20 protein-coding genes are annotated in these 19399 nt (G+C 37.6%); 12 read left to right on the top strand and 8 right to left on the bottom strand.

Annotation, left to right across the window (positions count from 1 at the left end; translation table 11 throughout):
• Positions 1 to 56: 56 nt before the first annotated feature.
• Positions 57 to 431, bottom strand: a complete 375-nt coding sequence (locus SMSK597_RS09775) for a hypothetical protein (protein WP_001224523.1) — start codon at positions 429 to 431, stop codon at positions 57 to 59.
• A gap of 204 nt (positions 432 to 635) precedes the next feature.
• Here SMSK597_RS09775 and rpsO point away from each other — a divergent pair, with 204 nt between their 5' ends.
• The gene (rpsO, locus tag SMSK597_RS09770; RefSeq protein WP_001018251.1) at positions 636 to 905 is read left to right on the top strand and encodes a 30S ribosomal protein S15; all 270 of its coding nucleotides are present in this window, start codon (positions 636 to 638) and stop codon (positions 903 to 905) included.
• Positions 906 to 1226: 321 nt separating this feature from the next.
• Here rpsO and SMSK597_RS13610 read toward each other — a convergent pair whose 3' ends face one another.
• The 6 genes from SMSK597_RS13610 to SMSK597_RS09750 all read right to left on the bottom strand — a co-directional run bounded on the left by SMSK597_RS13610 (position 1227) and on the right by SMSK597_RS09750 (position 6133).
• Entirely contained in the window at positions 1227 to 1388 is a 162-nt protein-coding gene (locus SMSK597_RS13610; protein WP_000402906.1) for a hypothetical protein, read from the bottom strand.
• A 13-nt stretch (positions 1389 to 1401) separates the two neighbouring features.
• Positions 1402 to 1890: a hypothetical protein gene (locus SMSK597_RS09765; protein ID WP_000446118.1), complete on the bottom strand. Its 489-nt coding sequence runs from the start codon at positions 1888 to 1890 to the stop codon at positions 1402 to 1404.
• A 16-nt stretch (positions 1891 to 1906) separates the two neighbouring features.
• On the bottom strand, positions 1907 to 2377 hold the full coding sequence (locus SMSK597_RS0102860; protein WP_000411238.1) for a hypothetical protein: 471 nt from the start codon (positions 2375 to 2377) through the stop codon (positions 1907 to 1909).
• A gap of 252 nt (positions 2378 to 2629) precedes the next feature.
• Positions 2630 to 3271: a recombinase family protein gene (locus SMSK597_RS09760; RefSeq protein ID WP_000739306.1), complete on the bottom strand. Its 642-nt coding sequence runs from the start codon at positions 3269 to 3271 to the stop codon at positions 2630 to 2632.
• 378 nt (positions 3272 to 3649) lie between these two features.
• The gene (locus tag SMSK597_RS09755) at positions 3650 to 4960 is read right to left on the bottom strand and encodes a hypothetical protein (protein ID WP_000065505.1); all 1311 of its coding nucleotides are present in this window, start codon (positions 4958 to 4960) and stop codon (positions 3650 to 3652) included.
• Positions 4961 to 5083: 123 nt separating this feature from the next.
• The gene (locus tag SMSK597_RS09750) at positions 5084 to 6133 is read right to left on the bottom strand and encodes a hypothetical protein (RefSeq protein ID WP_000459710.1); all 1050 of its coding nucleotides are present in this window, start codon (positions 6131 to 6133) and stop codon (positions 5084 to 5086) included.
• Positions 6134 to 6261: 128 nt separating this feature from the next.
• Between SMSK597_RS09750 and SMSK597_RS09745 the strand changes: the two genes are divergently transcribed.
• The 10 genes from SMSK597_RS09745 to SMSK597_RS0102855 all read left to right on the top strand — a co-directional run bounded on the left by SMSK597_RS09745 (position 6262) and on the right by SMSK597_RS0102855 (position 16085).
• The gene (locus SMSK597_RS09745; RefSeq protein ID WP_001015616.1) at positions 6262 to 6522 is read left to right on the top strand and encodes a hypothetical protein; all 261 of its coding nucleotides are present in this window, start codon (positions 6262 to 6264) and stop codon (positions 6520 to 6522) included.
• Positions 6523 to 6531: 9 nt separating this feature from the next.
• Entirely contained in the window at positions 6532 to 6732 is a 201-nt protein-coding gene (locus SMSK597_RS09740) for a hypothetical protein (protein WP_000969570.1), read from the top strand.
• A 157-nt stretch (positions 6733 to 6889) separates the two neighbouring features.
• A complete protein-coding gene (locus SMSK597_RS13605; protein ID WP_000733224.1) occupies positions 6890 to 7057 on the top strand; it encodes a hypothetical protein in 168 nt (55 codons plus the stop codon).
• A gap of 2 nt (positions 7058 to 7059) precedes the next feature.
• Entirely contained in the window at positions 7060 to 9279 is a 2220-nt protein-coding gene (locus SMSK597_RS09735) for a type IV secretory system conjugative DNA transfer family protein (RefSeq protein WP_000823104.1), read from the top strand.
• Between the two features lie 92 nt (positions 9280 to 9371).
• Positions 9372 to 11099 carry a recombinase family protein gene (locus tag SMSK597_RS09730; protein ID WP_000871892.1) on the top strand — a complete coding sequence of 576 codons (1728 nt, stop codon included), beginning with the start codon at positions 9372 to 9374 and terminating at the stop codon, positions 11097 to 11099.
• A 605-nt stretch (positions 11100 to 11704) separates the two neighbouring features.
• A complete protein-coding gene (locus SMSK597_RS09725; RefSeq protein ID WP_000531715.1) occupies positions 11705 to 12325 on the top strand; it encodes a CadD family cadmium resistance transporter in 621 nt (206 codons plus the stop codon).
• Positions 12326 to 12578: 253 nt separating this feature from the next.
• Positions 12579 to 13625, top strand: coding sequence for a FecCD family ABC transporter permease (locus tag SMSK597_RS09720; protein WP_000949315.1), 1047 nt, complete (start codon positions 12579 to 12581; stop codon positions 13623 to 13625).
• A 1-nt stretch (position 13626) separates the two neighbouring features.
• Positions 13627 to 14382: an ABC transporter ATP-binding protein gene (locus SMSK597_RS09715; protein ID WP_000366208.1), complete on the top strand. Its 756-nt coding sequence runs from the start codon at positions 13627 to 13629 to the stop codon at positions 14380 to 14382.
• A 19-nt stretch (positions 14383 to 14401) separates the two neighbouring features.
• Positions 14402 to 15412 carry an ABC transporter substrate-binding protein gene (locus tag SMSK597_RS09710; protein WP_000753246.1) on the top strand — a complete coding sequence of 337 codons (1011 nt, stop codon included), beginning with the start codon at positions 14402 to 14404 and terminating at the stop codon, positions 15410 to 15412.
• Positions 15393 to 16085, top strand: coding sequence for an alpha/beta hydrolase-fold protein (locus SMSK597_RS0102855; RefSeq protein WP_000175763.1), 693 nt, complete (start codon positions 15393 to 15395; stop codon positions 16083 to 16085). The genes SMSK597_RS09710 and SMSK597_RS0102855 overlap by 20 nt, the downstream gene beginning before the upstream one ends.
• A 43-nt stretch (positions 16086 to 16128) precedes the next feature.
• Here SMSK597_RS0102855 and SMSK597_RS09705 read toward each other — a convergent pair whose 3' ends face one another.
• Positions 16129 to 16878: a lysophospholipid acyltransferase family protein gene (locus SMSK597_RS09705; protein ID WP_000500204.1), complete on the bottom strand. Its 750-nt coding sequence runs from the start codon at positions 16876 to 16878 to the stop codon at positions 16129 to 16131.
• A 132-nt stretch (positions 16879 to 17010) separates the two neighbouring features.
• Here SMSK597_RS09705 and SMSK597_RS09700 point away from each other — a divergent pair, with 132 nt between their 5' ends.
• A complete protein-coding gene (locus SMSK597_RS09700; protein WP_004238310.1) occupies positions 17011 to 19347 on the top strand; it encodes a cation-translocating P-type ATPase in 2337 nt (778 codons plus the stop codon).
• The last annotated feature ends 52 nt before the right edge of the window (positions 19348 to 19399 follow it).

The raw sequence follows: 19399 nt of genomic DNA, 5'->3' as shown, positions 1-19399 counted from the left end.
GAAAGGGACTAAGTGACTTGTCTCTATGGATTATTATAGCATGATTGTGAGATTTTTCAAGGATTTTGTGAAAGTTTTTTGTTTTTCAGTTTTTGCACTAGATTCTTAATAGCGGCACCGACAGCCATACCAACTATGGCAAAGACTTCATAGGCTAGGAAGTAGGGAAGGATAAATTCTCTGAAAGTAATGATGGTAAAACAATAGAGCAGTCCGTTCCCCAGTAACCACCAAAGAGAGAAACGGAAACGGTAGCTATAGAGTAGCGATATAATCAAGATTACCAGAGGTGTAAAGAAGAGAATATTATTTACGTAGAGACTCTTGAGAAAAAGGGGGTCAGAAATGATTAGTGATAACAACTCATAAAGTGGCCAGTAAAAGAAAAAGATGACCAAATAGTAGGGGAGATGTTTGAAAAATTTACGCATGGTAATCACCTCGTCTTAAAAAACAGATAACTTATATTTCTTGCTATAATTATTATAGCATATTTAAAACAAGAAAGTAAATCTGTTGACAAAGAAGTTAGTTATTGGTAGAATAGTGAATGTCGTAAAGACAAATAACTTCTTCTTGGTTACAGGCATGCCAACCTGTCACTCGGATGAAGCCAAATAAAAAGGAGAAACATCATGGCAATCTCAAAAGAGAAAAAAAATGAAATCATCGCACAATATGCACGTCACGAAGGTGATACAGGTTCAGTAGAGGTTCAAGTTGCTGTCCTTACATGGGAAATCAACCACCTTAACGAACACATCAAACAACACAAAAAAGACCACGCTACTTACCGTGGATTGATGAAAAAAATCGGTCGCCGTCGTAACTTGCTTGCATACTTGCGTAAAAACGACGTTAACCGTTACCGTGAGTTGATTAACTCTCTAGGACTTCGTCGCTAATCTTGCGTCTAAACCGTTTCTATACTTCGTTGGCTTCGGCTCGATGTACCATTAGTACAATCTTCGCCTCGTCGCCTAGTCTATAAACGGTTTATCCAGCAAGACTGGAGCTCTCTGATTTTAAGAGGGCTTTTTTACGTTGTCACCTTACCTCGATATACTCAAGTATGATCTTCGGTTACGGTTCCTAGTACTGTAAGGTAAAATAAACTAGATATTCTCCCTTTGGCGACTTGACACTCAGCACTCTAAAATAATCTAAGTTCACACATCTTATAATAAAAAGCTAAGACAAAATCAGTCTTAGCTTTTTAAACTATCTTATTTATTATTTTTCTTCCTTTCGTACTCATCTAAACTATCATTATATTTTCCTGTGAAAAATTCAAAGATGCCGCTAAAAATAGAATCCAATAAATCTACAAACTTTCCATAAAAGTAAGCAAGTATGAAAAGCACGACAAATCCAACAATAATTTCCATCATATTCTCCTATCTAATATTTTCGCAACTCAATGAGTAGTTCCTTAAATTCATCATCTTTCCATAGAGAATAAGAGACTATTCCGCCTATAGAAAAAGAAACTATTACACCCATTAAACTAGAATGTCTCTTTTTTGCTACCAACTTATTTAGCTCATTTGATAATCCCTTAAATAAACCATAAGAAGTATACGACTCAGGATAAAATACCGAACCTGCTTCAAAATTTGCTCCATAGTAAATCACTTCACCATTTCCTTTAAAACCAAAGAATAGGAAAGATATAACACAAAGAACTAAAATTACTAATCTAGGTTTTAGTCTTGGGCTAATATTATTCATATTAGTACTATTTAACTCGCTTTCTGATATTATTTTATTATCTTTAGGGTATAGATTTTTTATTGATTGTCCTGAAATCCTATCTCCAATAATTACAATAAGTAGGAACGGTAAGTTTATGACTGCTAAACCTAGTAGAATACTCCAACTACTTTCCATACAACATTACTCCATTCTATTTAACTCGTTTAAATTCAAAAGTTATCGATTTACTTCCAATTGTAATGCCATTAGTAGGCTTTGAATTTTTATCTATGATATTTTCGAAATATAATGTATTTTGGTCTTCAGAAAGTGTAGCAATACCATAAATATTAGCGCCATCAATTGTTATCTTATTACCATCTTTTTTCCATTTTGCATTAAATAACATTCCGCTATCCATAACTAAAGTCCCGTCTTCCTTAATTTCCATAGTGGCGTTAAAATGTAATTCATTCATGAGTATAGATAATATATTACCACTTAGATTATTGCCAGCTAATGAATTTACTATACTTTTGGCATCTTCTCTTGTATTTCCTTGGTTAAATATATCTGTAGTCCAAGTGCCTATAAATTTTTTTTCTGGAGTACAGGCAGTTAAAATAATGAAAGTAAATAAAAGTATTACAATTTTAGTAATATTTTTGATTATCTTCTCCATAAATCACCTCATTCTGTTTTACCCAATCTTAAAAATCCCTGCTACAATAGGGGTTGAGCTTGTTTTAGTGAACGGTCGTCAACTAAAACAATGAAAAAAAAAAAAATGCCAATTCAACAAGGCAACTAAAACCTTATTAAATCAGCATTTTAAAATATTTTTATTGATAACTTTGATTGTTTTAACAAACGACCGTTTGCTAAAACTGTTGATAGGTTTAATTTACTATTTTTCTAAGGATTTGTCAATCAATTATAGGTGATTTTTTCTATTTATTTGAATACTATTGCGCCTTAGCACATTATATATGGTTGCGGTGGAAACATTCAGCTGATTTGCAATATTTCGAACGGACATTTCTTTTTGCTGGTATTGTGCAATAATTTGCTTTTCTTTATCTTTCGCTATTCCTTTATTGCCAAGCTTCACACCTTTTTCTTTCGCTTTACGGAGTCCGTCTTTAGTGCGTTCAGAAATAGCTTGAAGCTCCCATTCTGCCACATAACCCAACATCAAACAAAAGAATTTTCCAGTTAAAGAATCTGTTTCAATATTTTCATGAATAGATTGAAGATGAATATTATTCTTGGTTAAATCTTCAATAATGGCAGATAGGTGAAGCATCTTTCTTGTAAGTCTATCCAATTTATACACAACAAAATTTGTTTTAACGCCTTGTTTAGCATAATTTTTGGCTAATTTTAACGCTTTGTCAAGTTGTTTTCGCTCCTGATTTCCACCAGAATCTTTTTCAATATAGAGTTTATCGCAAAAGCCGAGTGCTTCTTTTTGAACAGATAACCCTAATTCTTGCCGATTATCTGTTGAGCTAACGCGAGCATAGCCGATAGTGACCGAAGTTTTATCTTTGTATTGTTCAATATTTTTCTTCACATTTTCCTCCTTGCTTTACTATTGTAGCAGGGTAACTATATTTTAGAAGACTTTTAAAATAAAAGAAAAGACCCACAATTTTTGCTAGTCTAATGAATTCTGTATTGTAAGTATTAGTAGTGCACAACATTGTATCTTAGATTATTCAATTCACGATGTTGCTATGAATTTTAAAAAATAGAATTTATTTTCAGATTAAAGAAAAAGTCCATTTTGGACAATTTTCTTCAATCTTTTTCTTTTACTAGAGAAAGTAAAAAACTCTTAAAAATAGCATTACATCAGCATTTCTAAGAGTTCTTACTATATGGTAACCAACCTCCAAAAGGACAATTTTTTAATTGCTGATAGGGTTTGTCTCCGTTCTGAAAATAGATTCTATTTTTTCTTTTTTAGAAGATTGAATATCCTACTTCTATAAACTATCAAAAAATACATTCCGACACATACAATTGTTAGCATAGATGAACCATCTAACAGCACCAGATTTATAATCCCTTTACTATGGAATTTAGAAAAATTCCTAATAATAAAATCTGGAATTTGAAGAAGCGTAAAGAATAAGAGTAGCAAATTTAATATTTTTATACTTTTCAAATAAATAGGATTTTTAGATATTTTGGGAAGAGTAAATAAAAACAACAAAATAAAGAACATTTGAACTGTACTGTAAATAAAATGAATCCAACCAGAAATAGTTAGCCCGCTTATGTTATCCATAAAGCCTGTCACCGAATCGCCTGTCCACAGAATAAAGTGTGTATAAAAATTGATGAATGATGACACTATTGAAGCTATCATAATTGAAATAATATTATCTTTTATATAATCAGAGATCTTATATAAAAGGCTAAAAAACACAACATTAAAAGTTGTTAAAATAAAGACATCGCCAAACCATATGCTTGTGTACTTAATTAAGGGCAAATCATATTTACTTCCTATTAATGCATTGTCAATTCCAGCAAAAATAATCATAGGTAAAACCATTGAAACAAAAATTGCCAGTGATATATAGAGACCAACGCCGTTTGCTAATTTATTGTTTTTCATAATCTTCTCCTTATTTTTCATTATATCATAGAAAAACTCTTGTAACCAATTCAAATAAAAGAACCACTGAAAAAACACAAATATTAAAATTAGGATTTGAAATATAATATATGCAACAAACCAACTTTTGGAGTAGGAGAAAATTAAATATCCAAAAACAACTTGAGTTGATATATGAATGATCATGAAAAATATTGCTTTAATATGATTAACATTTATCATTCTTCCACCGTCTAAGAAGAAATTATCAACTTTATGAATTTTTATCATTAAATAATTTTCCCAATTTAGCACATCTTTTCCTAAAATTTCATTAATCTTATTCTCTAAATACCTAAGTCGTGCGCTATTTAAAATTAAATAATACAGTGAACCAATTGTCATAGCAAAAGTATAGGTGCTAATAATTGATAAAAAGAATATACCTATTATCTTTATATTATTATCAATTGGTATTTTATCACTTTTCATAGTTTCATATATAGTTAATAGTGATCCTAAAATAGAGACTGAAATACTGCTTATACTATCACTTTTATTAAATTTTTCCATATAATAAAAAAGTTCTTTTTTAGCATATTCATACTCTAATTTTAAAACTGATAAAAGCTTATCTTTACTATTAATATTCGACATGATACCCTCCTAACAAAAAATCAACCAAATTATACCGTCTTCATATCTAAACGATATTGACACCATTATATTTTTGTAATTTCCAACCTAACAAAATTTCAAATCTTCACCAATTCCTTCAAACTAGCCAGCATCTAGATCCGTCTCACATAATATGAGATTAACTTGTATAGGTATTTCCTTCAGCTCTTTTCGAAAGTATTGCCCCAACTCCCTAAAAAACTCATCATTAGTTTCAATCTCCAAAATCTCAATCAAGGCTTTAGCGGTATCTGTTAGGTGGAAGGCACTGTATTCGAATGTTATTCTTTCGTTAGATTCAGTGGTGAAAGTTAAGACAAGGTTATCATTTTGGAAGCCAGATAGTTCTCCTTTTTCCACAATTATCTCATGTCTGCCACCACCAGAAATTAACCCATATTCAATTAGGCGTGAAACTTCATTGCCTTTAACGCCGTATTTAGTAAACAAATCTAAAAAATCAGCGTGTGAAATTAAGTAATAATCTAAAATATAATCGTCAGAGAGCTCATCAAAGGATTCATCATAAAAAGTAAATGGAGCGATTTTCTTGAAAAGTTGAAGTTCTTCCTCTGAAAAGCGGTTTAGTTCTTGCTTGATTCGTTTGGAATAGCCTGTTGCTTTTGAAACTAACTCTTCCAAAGGTCGGGAGACCACTTCCATTTCTTGGCTGAAATCCAGTTCAATATATTGCTGGTGTTTGTTGTGTTGGCAAGCCAAGGCGTAAAACAAACATTCTGCTAAAAACAAATAAGGTCGCTCGGCATGGTTGAGCTGGTAAGATTGCTTCAATCCTAAAAGAATGGATTTTGGTAAATTCTGTGCTTGCTCTAATAAGTCTAAGAAGTCCTCGTGTGCTTTCTGTAATTCAAATTTATTTTCTTTGTAGTTGGTATCACTTAACCGCTTTTCAGTCTTGAAAATATAAGCTGAGAATTCTGTCTCATCTATCTCATCTTGGACGATTCCGTAAAGGGTTCGTCCTTTATTTTGTCCTGTAAATAATTTATTAAAGGTTGTATCCGATAGATAAGCCAAAGAATCTGCATGTAAGACGAGTGATAAGCCGACACTAACTTTCTTCCTATCAGACCAAGTCGTTTTATTAGCGCGTTTTAAAACAATAGAAAACAAACTAGGAATATCAAACATCAAGCACCTCCGAAACTGGCAAGATTTTAGCACAATTATTGGCAACAAATCACGCTTGGACTTTTTTATAATAAAACCATAAGTTAGCTAACTTAAAACAATTATACCAAAATTAAAGGAGAAATCTCATGAATCATATTCAAAAATCGACCCCAAAAGTAGAACTTTCTCAACTTGTTAGCCCCTATCAGTTAGAAGTAGCTAAAACACTAAGTGAAGCGATGGCAGATAATCAAGCCTTGGAGCTTCTCGCTAGCGATATTTTATATAAAGTGGGCAACCTAGCGCTTACTCAGACTGAAATACTCAAAAATACACCAGAAGCTAAAGCATATACAGATTATATTCTCAAAGCGTTCACATATTACGCTACTGAAAAGATGAAATGAGGTAGCTTTATGATGGACTACTTTATAGCTTTTATAATTATCATTGTTGTTGTATTTCTTTGGGATTGGTTCGAAAAATCCAAACAAGCAAATGAAAAATACTGTAGCGAAGAAGAAATTGCCCTGGCAGAATTTCTGAAAAAACGACAAGAAATCAATGAACTTTTCTTGGTCGCTAAAGCAGAAATGCGAAAAATTTCAAGAAAATAAAAGGATTATTTAGACTAGACAAATGGTCAAAATATGTTCAAATATACTACTGTTTCATTGCTTAAAATTCATTCCAATCGCTCTAAAAACTGAAGGTAATGAAATTTAACTTTTCACCAATTTTCTTGTATAAATGGAGGCAGAAAGGAGACCAGCCATGAAAAAACTAATAGCATATATTCTTGTATTTGTTGCTTGTGCTTGGCTTATTAACTGGGCGGTGAAACTAATTCTGGAAGTTTGGTGGTTTTTGGTTTTGACGACTGCTGTTATTTTCATTGGCTGGTTCGCCTTTCGGATTATTAAATCTAAAGATTGGAGGTAGAAATGAAAAGAAAATTCGATGCACTATCTTGGAGCGAGTGGAATTGGCAACGTCCATTTTCTGAAGAAGACGTCAAAAGTTTGCTTGGTCAGTTGGTCGGTCTAACTAGACGTAAAAGCATTGTTTTTGAAGTTCGCATGACTAAAAACCGTGTGCAGTATCTTCTGGGGACGGAAGAACAAGATAAACGTCATATTCACCAGCTGATTCAATCACATCGAGCTATTCAGTTTTCAAGAGTCTCAAAACGCGAAAAACTTTCGGTTGCACGGTTAGTGAATATCAAAGAATCTCACTATGCTTTAAAAACGGATTCTGTAGAAAACATGATACGTTCAAGCCTTACAATTTCAAAAATACTTCAGCCAGACGAAACAGTAGTTGTTCAGTTGGTCATTGGCGCAAGTTCACCACCTCGTCCACAACCAAAAGATTTGCCGAATTTATCCGCTAAATGGTATCAAGTGATTACAAATAATATTCCTGAGCTTTCCGAAAATTCAAAAAAGCTGATGAAACAAAAATTGAACCAATCTACTTTTAAGTGTGAAATTCGTCTTGGTGTCCAATCTCGCAGTATTTTGCGAACAAAAGAATTTTTTGACAGCCTACTTAGTAGTTTTCGCATGATGGAATCAAATGCAACCATTGAATTAAAACCACTAGCTATACAAAAACTCAATCAAGCACAACCTTCGTGGTCTTTTCCATATAGTTTATCTGTCTCAGACTTAGCTTGTTTCATGCTTTTACCTATTGGGGAAGAAAATATTTCAGGTGTGCCAAATGTTCACCCTAAATTAGTAGTGCCACCTTTAGGCTACAATATTAATCGGAAGATTCAGCGAAGTCTGGCGCAAACGGTTGAAAGTCAACCAAGACCAATTCAAATTTCAGCTCAAGCTGGCAAAAAGCACACCGTTTTTCTCGGCTCAACAGGTTGTGGAAAAACCACCGCTATGAGTCACTTGATTTTATCAGATATACAGTCGAAAAGTCACAGCATGGTTGTAATAGACGCCAAAGGTCAACTTACTCATGAACTTTTAGAGCGCACACCAACTGAACACGATGAAGATATTGTGGTGATTTCACCCACTTCAAAGCGAATTGTCGGTATAAATCCTTTTGAGCTAACTAAGCACGGTATTGAACCAGAAGTTATTGCAGATTATCTTTTAGAACTATTTAAAGGGCTTTATCCTGAACATTTTGGAATTTACTCACTGGATATTCTATCGCACAGTTTTCTAACACTTGCTAGGATTCCAAACACTTCTTTAGTGATGCTACCAAGTCTGCTGACTAATCAGTCTTTTCGAAATAAACTATTAAGAGAGTTAAAAGACCCAATCGGGCTGGAAAGTTTCTGGAACTGGTTTGAGCTACTCAGTGAAGCTCAACGTCACCAGATGTTAAACCCCATTTTGAATAAATTCCGACAGTTTTTGCTTCGCCCGCAACTTCGGGCAATGTTGGGACAAATTAATCCAAATTTCAGTCTTGCAGAAATCTTTAAAAGCAGAAAAATCGTATTGATTCCACTAAATAAAGCGATAATTGGTTCAGAATCTGCTAAACTCATCGGCAGCCTAATCACTTCAATGCTCTGGATGTTAATTTTGCGCCAGTCTTCGCTTGAGCCAAGCAAACGCCAATCGGTCTTTATCTATATTGATGAGACACCGAGTTTCCTAGGAATCCCCAATTCTAACTTAGACGAAGCACTTTCACAATCTCGCCAATTTAATGTTGGCTGGAATATCGGCTTCCAGCATCTTGCACAGATGTCACCCCAGTTAAAAGCTGGAATTGAATCTAATGTTGCGAATAAAATTGTTTTTGGCTTAAATCTTGATGAAGCTCGCGAAATGGCAAAATATACTCTGGAGATTGATAAAGAAGATTTTTACAGCTTACCACCATTTTGGGCATATATCAGAACAGAAATCTCACCAAATACCTACCGCTGGCTTATCTGTAAGACCTACCCACCTAAACCAAAAATTAGAGATAGTCGCACGCCATTTTTAAATAGTTTGAGTCGATACGGACAAGATATTTCAGAAATTGAAAGTCAATTCGAAAACTACATTTTTGAAAAATCTGCTTCGAAAAATAAAAATTCTAACCCAAAATTAACAGATTTAGGACGTAAAAAGCGTTCCAATCGCTCTTCGAATCGTGTTGATGAAGAAGATTCTTCAACCCCTGATAAATAAAGGTTTTCAGAATTTTTACTCACACGACTTACTCCGTAACTAAGCACATTTTACGGGAGCACACCTTTAAATTTTAATGGAGAACAAAACAGATGAAATGGAATTACAAAATAGATAATGACACGCAAATTCTTTACTTTTTAAGTCAAGCAAGATATGCGACTACACTTTCAGATATTACGGTGGTATATTGTCGCCTAAGTCAAGACGACGGGCTGGACGGAGATAGTAACTCAATTATCAATCAGAAGAAAATTCTGCTTGATGTAGTTGAAAGAGAAAGTCTCCCTAATCCTATCTTGTTTGTCGATGATGGCTTTAGTGGCACAAATTTTGACCGTCCAGCTATTTCGGAAGCTTTGCGTTTGGTGGAAAATCGGCAAGTTTCGAACTTTATCGTTAAGGATTTAAGTCGTTTGGGTCGCTCTTATATCAAGGTTGGTCAACTAACGGAAATCACTTTTCCTAGTTTTGATGTTCGCTTTATCGCCCTTAATGATGGAGTAGATTCGAATAAGCCTAATGAAACTAACTCAATTTTCTTGCCAATCAAGAGTCTAATGGATGAAATGTATGCGGCAGATACCAGCAAGAAGATTCGGGCGGTGGTTCAAGCTAAAGCCAAAGCTGGTGAGCGAGTGACTACTAACCCACCTTACGGCTATCTCAAAGATTCAAATAATCCTAAAAATTGGATTATTGACTCAGTTGCCAGTGAAGTTGTGAAACGGATTTTTCAAGAAGCGAAAAGCGGAAAAAGCCTTTCAGAGATTGCGAAAGGATTAGAAAATGACAAAATTTTTAAACCAGACCGCCACCGAATAGAAATCGGATTAAAACCTATTTCCTCCAGTTCAAATGTGGAAACTTTGCCTTATTTTTGGACGCGGGAAACCCTAAGCGCTATCTTAGGACGTGAAGAATATCTCGGGCATACGGTCAATCTTCGAACACGGACAAAGTCTTACAAAGATAAGCGTAAGGTGGATAATCCAAAGGAAGGTTGGTTGGTTTTCAAAAATACTCATGAAGCGATAATTGACCAAGAAACTTTTAATATTGTTCAGAAGATGAGGAGTCATAAGCGGTCTAATCAACGGTATAAAAATCGGATTGGTCATGAAAACTTGTTTGCTGGATTAGTTTTTTGTGGAACTTGTGGGCGAAAACATTATTTTTGCCCACAAGAGAAAAACGGACTTAATCATGACCATTACAAGTGTTCTGGCTATCGTAAGCCGATTGATAGTTGCGAAAATCCACACTACATTCAAAAATCCGCCCTGATTGAGATTATAAGTGGCAAGCTCTGCCAAACCATTCAGGAAGCCCACTTCAACCAAGAAGCCTTTTTGAAAAAGTTGGAGCAACAAAGTCAAGCGCAATTCACTAGAGATAACAAGCGCCAGCACCAGCAACTCCAAAAAGATGAACAACGTTCTAAAGAGATTGACACCATTATTCAGAAGCTTTATGAAGATAATCTACTTGGTAAAATTTCAGATGAACGCTTTGTGAAACTAAGTCAGAGCTATGAAGAAGAACAGAAACAACTTCAAACTTCCATTTCTGACTTAACCGAAAAACTCGCCAAACAACAAGAAGATAGTTTGAATATCTCCAAGTTTATGGCGAGAATTTCCAAATATACAAAGTTACCAGAGCTAACCGTTGAAATAGTGAATGAACTGATTGATAAGATTGTGATTCATAAACCAACTGGTACAAAACGTAATCGTATTATTCAAATTGATATTTACTATAATTTTATCGGGAAATTAAACAATGAAAAAAGCGAGCCAAACGACTTGGCTCGCTAATATTAACCCATTTAACTAAACTGCTATATGTCAGGTCAGCATTCGGGGAGATTTTTTTGTTTCACTAAAATTTTGTACAATCTTTGCCTCGTCGCCTAGTCTATAAACGGTTTATCTAGCAAGAATCATGATGCTAAGGGCGTAAGAAATCCGTATGAAAATAGGGAAATGACACAGTGTTCGATGAACACAAGGAGTTTCATCTTTTTCACTAGGATTTTAGCCCGGGCTCAAATCAGCTCTCTGATTTTAAGAGGGCTTTTTTATTGAGGTTTTATCGGTCACAATTTTGGAGACTACAAAAACATCAAATGGTATCAGCTAATTACACCATAAAGGTGCGTAGCTACTCGGCTTGAAAAGCCGAGTAACTGTCTACAAGCCCCCTCGGAGAGCCCACACTTTACGAAGTAAAGTATAGTATGTTATACTTTACATGGAAGTAGTCACCGAATTCCAGTTAGAAATTACTTTGTAACTACGTTTTGAGGAGGAGTAAAATGCTTTCCTATGTTCGACATTACCCACTAGCGATAGCTAAATTAATGTGTCTGTGCTCTCCTAAAATCTGCTGATTTATTACTGACCAATACAGGAGGTTTTTTATGGGACAGACAATCATATCTGCTATTGGTGTTTATATTTCCACCAGTATCGATTATTTAATTATTTTATTTATTTTATTTGCACAGCTATCACAGAATAAACAAAAATGGCATATTTATGCGGGGCAATATCTAGGCACAGGCTTACTTGTAGGGGCGAGTTTAGTTGCTGCTTATGTCGTTAATTTCGTGCCTGAAGAATGGATGGTTGGATTGCTTGGTTTAATCCCTATCTATTTAGGGATTCGCTTTGCAATTGTTGGAGAAGGTGAGGAAGAAGAGGAAGAAGAGGAAGAAATTATTGAAAGATTAGAACAAAGCAAGGCAAATCAACTGTTTTGGACAGTTACATTGCTGACAATTGCGTCTGGCGGAGATAATTTAGGTATCTATATACCTTATTTTGCTTCGTTAGATTGGTCACAGACCCTCGTGGCCTTGCTTGTGTTTGTAATCGGCATAATTATCTTATGCGAGATTAGTCGGGTGTTATCCTCTATTCCGTTACTATTCGAGACAATTGAAAAATACGAGCGAATCATTGTGCCCTTAGTATTCATTCTACTTGGACTATACATCATGTATGAAAATGGCACGATAGAGACTTTTCTGATCGTGTAGATTTTTTTCACTAGGATTTTATCCCAATCTCAAATCAGCTCTCTGACTTCAGAGGGCTTTTTGCGTTGGCACCTTACCTCGATATACTCAAGTATAATCTTTGCTTATGCTTCCTAACACTGTATGGAAAAACCAACCATAATTTTTCTGATTTTAATTGTATTTTTTCCATAGCTTGTTACACAGTTGAAAATATGGTATACTTTTCATGAGAATTTTCTAAATTTTTAAGATTCTATCAAAGGAGGTTTGCATGCTTTCCAAATTTTCTGGAAGCCGACAAGACCAGCAATTTGTGTTACTTTTAGTTATTTTGCTAGGTATTTTAGGGATTTCTCTCTTTCTAGCAGTTTCTATGGGATCTGTTGCGATTGATCTAGGAGATACCTATCGGATTATTTTGAGCAGGTTGGGGTTTCCTCTTGAGATAGGAGAGGTTTCCAAGTCTACTCTTGCCATTGTATGGAACATGAGATTCCCCCGAGTATTGTTAGGTCTGATAGTAGGAGCAGGCCTTTCTATGTGTGGAAGCGTGATGCAGTCCACAGTGAACAATCCCATCGCAGAGCCTTATGTCTTAGGAATATCTGCGGGTGCAACTCTAGGAGCAACCTTGAGCATCATTCTTGGTTTAAAGGTGATGATTAGCCTTGGAGCTTTTCTTGGAGCTATTTTGGCAACAATTGCTGTCCTCATCATTGCCTCTATGCAGGGAAGGATGACGACTTCCAGTCTGATCTTATCGGGAACGGTGGTCAACGCTCTCTTTCTGGCTTTTTCAAACTTTATTATCTCAGTTGGCGCTAATGCGGATAGTGTGATGACCATTAAGTTTTGGACCATGGGATCGCTCGCTGGGACTTCCTGGGCAGACTTGGTCCTGCCAACTATAGTAGTAGGAATGGCCTTTCTATTTTTCTCTACTCAGTATCGTGTTTTCAATGCGATGATGATGGGAGATGAGGCTGCTTTAACTTTGGGGATTCCCTTACGCTTTTATTGGTATCTTTATGTGACAATGGTGGCTGTGCTGACAGCTGTCTTGGTGGCGACTTGTGGGATTATTGGATTTGTTGGTCTAATTACTCCTCACTTAGCTCGAGGATTAGTAGGAACAAATTACAGGAGACTTTTTCCTGTTGCGACCTTGCTGGGTGCCCTCTTTGTCATCTGGGCAGATGTACTCTCTCGTATCATTATTCCAAATGCTGAGTTGCCTATTGGTATTTTCACAGCCTTAGTAGGTGCTCCCTTCTTTGTCTACATTGTTGGAGGTAGGCGAAGGGAGGTGAGGGTCTGATATGGACTTGACTTGTCAGGATATCCATTTTGGACTAGGAGAGAAAAAAATCCTCAAAGGAGTCTCTCTTAAAGTTGAAGGGCATCAATTTCACACGATACTAGGGCCAAATGGAAGTGGAAAAACCAGTCTACTTAAACTCCTCTATCGTCAGGAAAAGGCGGACAAAGGCTTGATAAGCCTAGATGGAAAGTCACTGGAGCATTGGTCAATCAAAGAAACAGCCAAGCAAATGGCGGTCGTGACCCAGTTTAATCAATTGCAGTTTGATTGTACAGTTGAGGAAATCGTCTTGTTGGGAAGAACTCCCCACCTCTCTTTTTTACAGAAGGAAAAGGAAAGGGATTATGCCCTCGTTCAAGATGCTCTTGTCAAGGTGGATATGCTTGAGAAGAAAACTCGTCTCTATTCGTCCCTATCAGGGGGAGAGAAACAGCGAGTCTTGTTAGCCCGCGCCTTGGCGCAAGAACCGACTCTCTTGCTCCTTGACGAACCAACCAATCACCTGGATATCAGGTATCAGCTAGACTTGTTGTCTATTGTGAAGAATCTCAAGGTCAATGTTCTAGCTGTCCTGCATGATATTCAACTTGCTTGTCGCTATTCGGATTATCTCTATCTGATGAAAGAGGGAGAAATCCTTTATCAAGGTACTCCAAAGGAGACCATCACCCCTGAGTCGTTGCAAACTGTATACGGAGTTCAAAGTCAGGTTACTTGGACCGAGGACCAGCAAGCCATGATTCACTATTTATAAGAATGAAAAGGAAAACAAGATGAAAAAAACACTCAGTATTTTACTCGTAACAGTAGCTACCTTAACTTTGGCAGCTTGTGGTAACACTACTACAGAAAAAACTACCACACAGTCTAGCATAGAAACAAGTCAAAAGGCGAGCACAGAGACGACTTATCCGCTAACTATCAAAACTTATGATGCTAAAGGAAATGAAGTCGAACAAGTTTTTGACAAGACACCTGAAAAAGTTATTACAAACAATCTTTCAACCACTGAAATCTTATTGGAGTTGGGGTTGAAGGATAAAATTGTTGGCATGCTTAACCCTGATAATGCTGTGACGGACAAATACAAGGACGCGATTGCGACTATTCCTCAAATTGGGGATAAAAAAACAGTCTCACAAGAGACAGTCCTTTCTTATGAGCCAGACGCTGTGATGGGTCGAAACATGATGTTTTCTGAAAAATCCTTGGGGACAGTTAGCACTTGGAATGAAAACAAAATCCCAGTTTATACTCAAAAAGCTTCTCTCTCAACAATTCAGCAAGATTTGGGGAATATCGTAGAAGATGTCAAAAATCTTGGAATGATTTTTAATGTTCAGGACAAGGCCAATGAATACGCAGCCCAATTACAAACTAAAATTGACGCTGTTAAGAAAGCAAACCCAGCAAGTCAAGGTGAAAAGAAAAAGGCTTTGATTATGGTTGCTTATAATGATGAAACCTTCGGTGCCTACAAGTCTGCTTTGCAAGAAAGTTTGCTGAACCAACTTGGTTATACAAACGTTGCTACGGGGACATCAGGCTTGACCTTGGAAAATCTTGTGTCAATGGATCCTGAATTGATTATCTATGTAACCAGCGACCGCAATAAAAAATTGGATGAAAAAGCAGTAGAGTTGATGAAGGCAAATGCTGTTTTGGAAAGCGTTCCTGCTATTAAGAATCAAAAAATCATGACCATCTCTTACGATGAATTGATGGACTATGGTCCAGCAGTGATTGATTCCCTTGAGAAAATCAATGACTTTATCAATAAATAATGAGTTTGATTGGGAAGGAATTCAAGTCAAAATCAGCCTTCCTTCTAACTACGACCCCAATCAAACCTATCCGGCTATTTTATTGAATGATGGAAACTTGGATCTCCTATCCTTCCTTTCCGAATCTGTGATTTTAGTGGGCTTGACCTCTAAAAATCGCCTAGATGACTACACTCCCTGGAAGGCAGCTGCTCTGAGAGATGGAGCTCCAGATTTTGGAGGTCAGGCCAAGGTATATCATGATCATTTATTTGGAGGTCTTTTAGATAAGTTGCAGTCGCTTTATCGACTGGACGAAACTCGCCTTGCTTATGGAGGCTACTCACTAGGTGGTTTGGCGGCAGTCTATAGTCTTTTCAGCTTTGACAAGGTTTCCTGTGTCTTTTCGATCTGCGGTTCCTTTTGGTATCCTGATTTTGTGACTTACTGCAAGGAAGAAAATGTGAAAAATTTGGACTGTTTGCTGTATTTACAGAATGGTCAAACAGAAGGAGCACACCATACTAATCGCTTGGCTCAAGCACCAGCCTATGCTGAGCAGATCCATACCAGTCTTCAGAAATGCTATCCGAACGGCCAGTTTGTCTTTGATCCTTATGGACACCATGAACAAGTGGATGAGCGATTTCTAGCCTTTTCCAGCTGGTTGGCCCAAAAATGGAAAATCGAATAAAAGAATTATCCCTTGGCAAAAGCCAAGGGATTGTTGTATTTATTTAAGCAAGTTTTTCTCTATTTTTATCTGGATTCCAGATGAAGCTTGCGATAAAGCTAAAGATGATGGTTAGGATAGCGAGGATAATGGCAAGGATGAGGGCAGGGATGCGGATAAGCCACCAGAGTGGGTTTGGTTTTTTATCATTGTGCCATTGTTTGGTTTCTTCGTCCAGACGTTGGAATTCTGTTTGGATACGATTGGCGACTGTTTCAATGCCTTCATCATTCATTTTCTTGATATCTGAGATATCAATTGGATTTCCAAAGTTCATATCCACACGCTCACGGCTAACCAAGCCTTTCAAGGTCATAGGACCTGTGTAGGTAACCGGCATGATACGGACCTTGGCCATTTTGGCAATCAGAGCTACGCCCCCCTTGACATCGTTTGAGTGACGGCTCCCACTTGGAAACATGATGAGAGAGCGGTCACTTTTTTTGAGAACATTGATAGGGTATTTGATGGCTGAGGCGCTAGGATTTTCACGGTCAATAGGAAAGGCCCCGCACATACGAATCCACCAACCAAATATACGGTTGGTAAAGAGTTCTTTTTTTGCCATAAAGATGAATTGTTTTGGCTTGGTCGCAAAGGCCATGTAAACAGGATCCCACCAGGTGCGGTGAGGGGCAACCAAAATATAATTTTCATCTTGATTAGGAATTTTATCAGTATTATGATAATGGGCATTGCCATTGATGGACCATAGGAGCAAGACAACCAATCCACGTAAATAAGTATAAAACATGCGATTTCCTTCGATTCTTTTCTTGTTATTATTATACCTTATCAAAGGAGGGCTGGCAAACTTTTCCCTTGACTAGGTGTATATTTGGGATGAGATTAGAATTCTTTTAGAAAAAATGATATGATAGAATTCATGGATAAAAATAAGATTATGGGATTAACCCAAAGAGAAGTCAAGGAAAGACAGGCTAAGGGCTTGGTCAATGATTTTACCGCTTCGGCCAGCACCAGCACTTGGCAAATCGTTAAACGAAATGTCTTTACCCTTTTTAACGCTTTGAACTTTGCCATTGCTTTGGCCCTTGCCTTTGTGCAGGCTTGGAGCAATCTGGTCTTCTTTGTCGTTATCTGCTTTAACGCTTTTTCTGGAATTGTGACCGAGCTACGCGCCAAACACATGGTGGACAAGCTCAATCTTATGACCAAGGAAAAGGTCAAGACTATTCGTGATGGCCAAGAAGTGGCTCTGAATCCTGAAGAATTGGTGCTAGGAGATGTCATTCGTTTGTCTGCAGGAGAGCAGATTCCTAGTGATGCCTTGGTTTTGGAAGGTTTTGCGGAAGTCAATGAAGCCATGTTGACGGGGGAAAGTGATTTGGTGCAAAAGGAAGTGGCTGCCTTGCTTTTGTCAGGAAGTTTCTTGGCTAGTGGGGCAGTTTTGGCTCAAGTTCACCATGTTGGATCTGATAACTATGCTGCCAAACTCATGCTGGAAGCCAAGACCGTTAAACCTATTAACTCCCGTATCATGAAATCGCTGGACAGGTTAGCAGGTTTTACTGGGAAGATTATCATTCCTTTTGGTCTGGCTCTCTTGCTGGAAGCCTTGCTTTTAAAAGGCTTGCCTCTTAAGTCATCCGTTGTAAATTCGTCGACAGCCCTTCTGGGAATGTTGCCTAAGGGAATCGCCCTTTTGACCATTACTTCGCTCTTGACTGCAGTGATCAAGCTGGGCTTGAAAAAGGTCTTGGTGCAGGAGATGTATTCTGTTGAGACCTTGGCACGCGTGGATATGCTCTGTTTAGACAAGACGGGCACCATCACCCAAGGAAAGATGCAGGTGGAGGCCGTACTTCCTTTGACCGAAGAGTATGGAGAGTCAGCGCTTGCTAGCATCTTGGCCAGCTATATGGCCCATAGTGAGGATAAAAATCCAACAGCTCAAGCCATTCGCCAGCGTTTTGTGGGAGAAGTAGCCTACCCTATGCTTTCCAATCTGCCTTTCTCAAGCGACCGCAAGTGGGGAGCCATGGAATTGGAAGGCTTGGGGACAGTTTTCTTAGGGGCACCTGAGATGTTGCTAGAAAATGAAGTCCCTGAAGCCAGAGAGGCCTTGGAGAGAGGGTCACGTGTCTTGGTCTTAGCTCTCAGTCAGGAGAAATTAGACCATCACAAACCACAAAAACCATCTGATATTCAGGCTCTGGCCTTGCTGGAAATCTTGGACCCTATTCGAGAGGGAGCAGCAGAGACGCTGGACTATCTCCGTTCTCAGGAAGTGGGCCTCAAGATTATCTCTGGTGACAATCCAGTTACGGTATCCAGCATTGCCCAGAAGGCTGGTTTTGCAGACTATGACAGTTATGTAGATTGCTCGAAAATTACGGATGAGGAATTGATTGCTATGGCTGAGGAGACTGCCATTTTCGGACGTGTTTCCCCTCATCAAAAGAAACTCATCATCCAAACACTGAAAAAAGCGGGGCATACAACGGCTATGACAGGGGATGGAGTTAATGATATCCTGGCTCTTCGTGAGGCGGATTGTTCTATCGTAATGGCGGAAGGAGACCCAGCGACTCGTCAGATTGCCAATTTGGTTCTCTTGAACTCAGACTTTAATGATGTTCCTGAGATTCTCTTTGAAGGTCGTCGTGTGGTCAATAATATTGCCCATATCGCACCGATTTTCTTGATTAAGACCATCTACTCATTCTTGCTCACAGTCATCTGTATTGCCAGTGCTCTTCTGGGACGGTCTGAATGGATCTTGATTTTCCCCTTCATTCCTATTCAAATTACCATGATTGACCAGTTTGTGGAAGGTTTCCCACCATTCGTTCTGACTTTTGAGCGAAATATCAAACCTGTCGAGCCAAACTTCCTCAGAAGATCCATGCTTCGTGCCCTACCAAGCGCTCTCATGGTCGTCTTCAGCGTCCTGTTTGTGAAAATATTTGGAAGTAGTCAAGGTTGGTCTGAGATAGAAATCTCAACCCTACTCTATTATCTCTTGGGGTCAATTGGTTTCTTATCTGTATTTAGAGCCTGCATGCCATTTACCCTATGGCGTGTCCTCTTGATTATCTGGTCAGTAGGTGGTTTCCTGGCTACGGCTCTTTTCCCGAGAATTCAAAAACTGCTTGAAATTTCAACCTTAACAGGACAAACATTACCTGTTTATGGTGTCATGATGTTGGTCTTTACCGTGATTTTCATCCTGACTAGTCGCTATCAAGCCAGAAAATAAAGAAAGGCTGCAATCTGTGGATTGCGGTTTTCTTATACGACGAGTCTATCGT

Source organism: Streptococcus mitis SK597 (genome assembly GCF_000148545.1).
Lineage (GTDB): Bacteria > Bacillota > Bacilli > Lactobacillales > Streptococcaceae > Streptococcus > Streptococcus mitis_C.
Note: the sequence above shows the minus strand (reverse complement) of the source record. Positions and strands in the feature narration are given on the sequence as shown.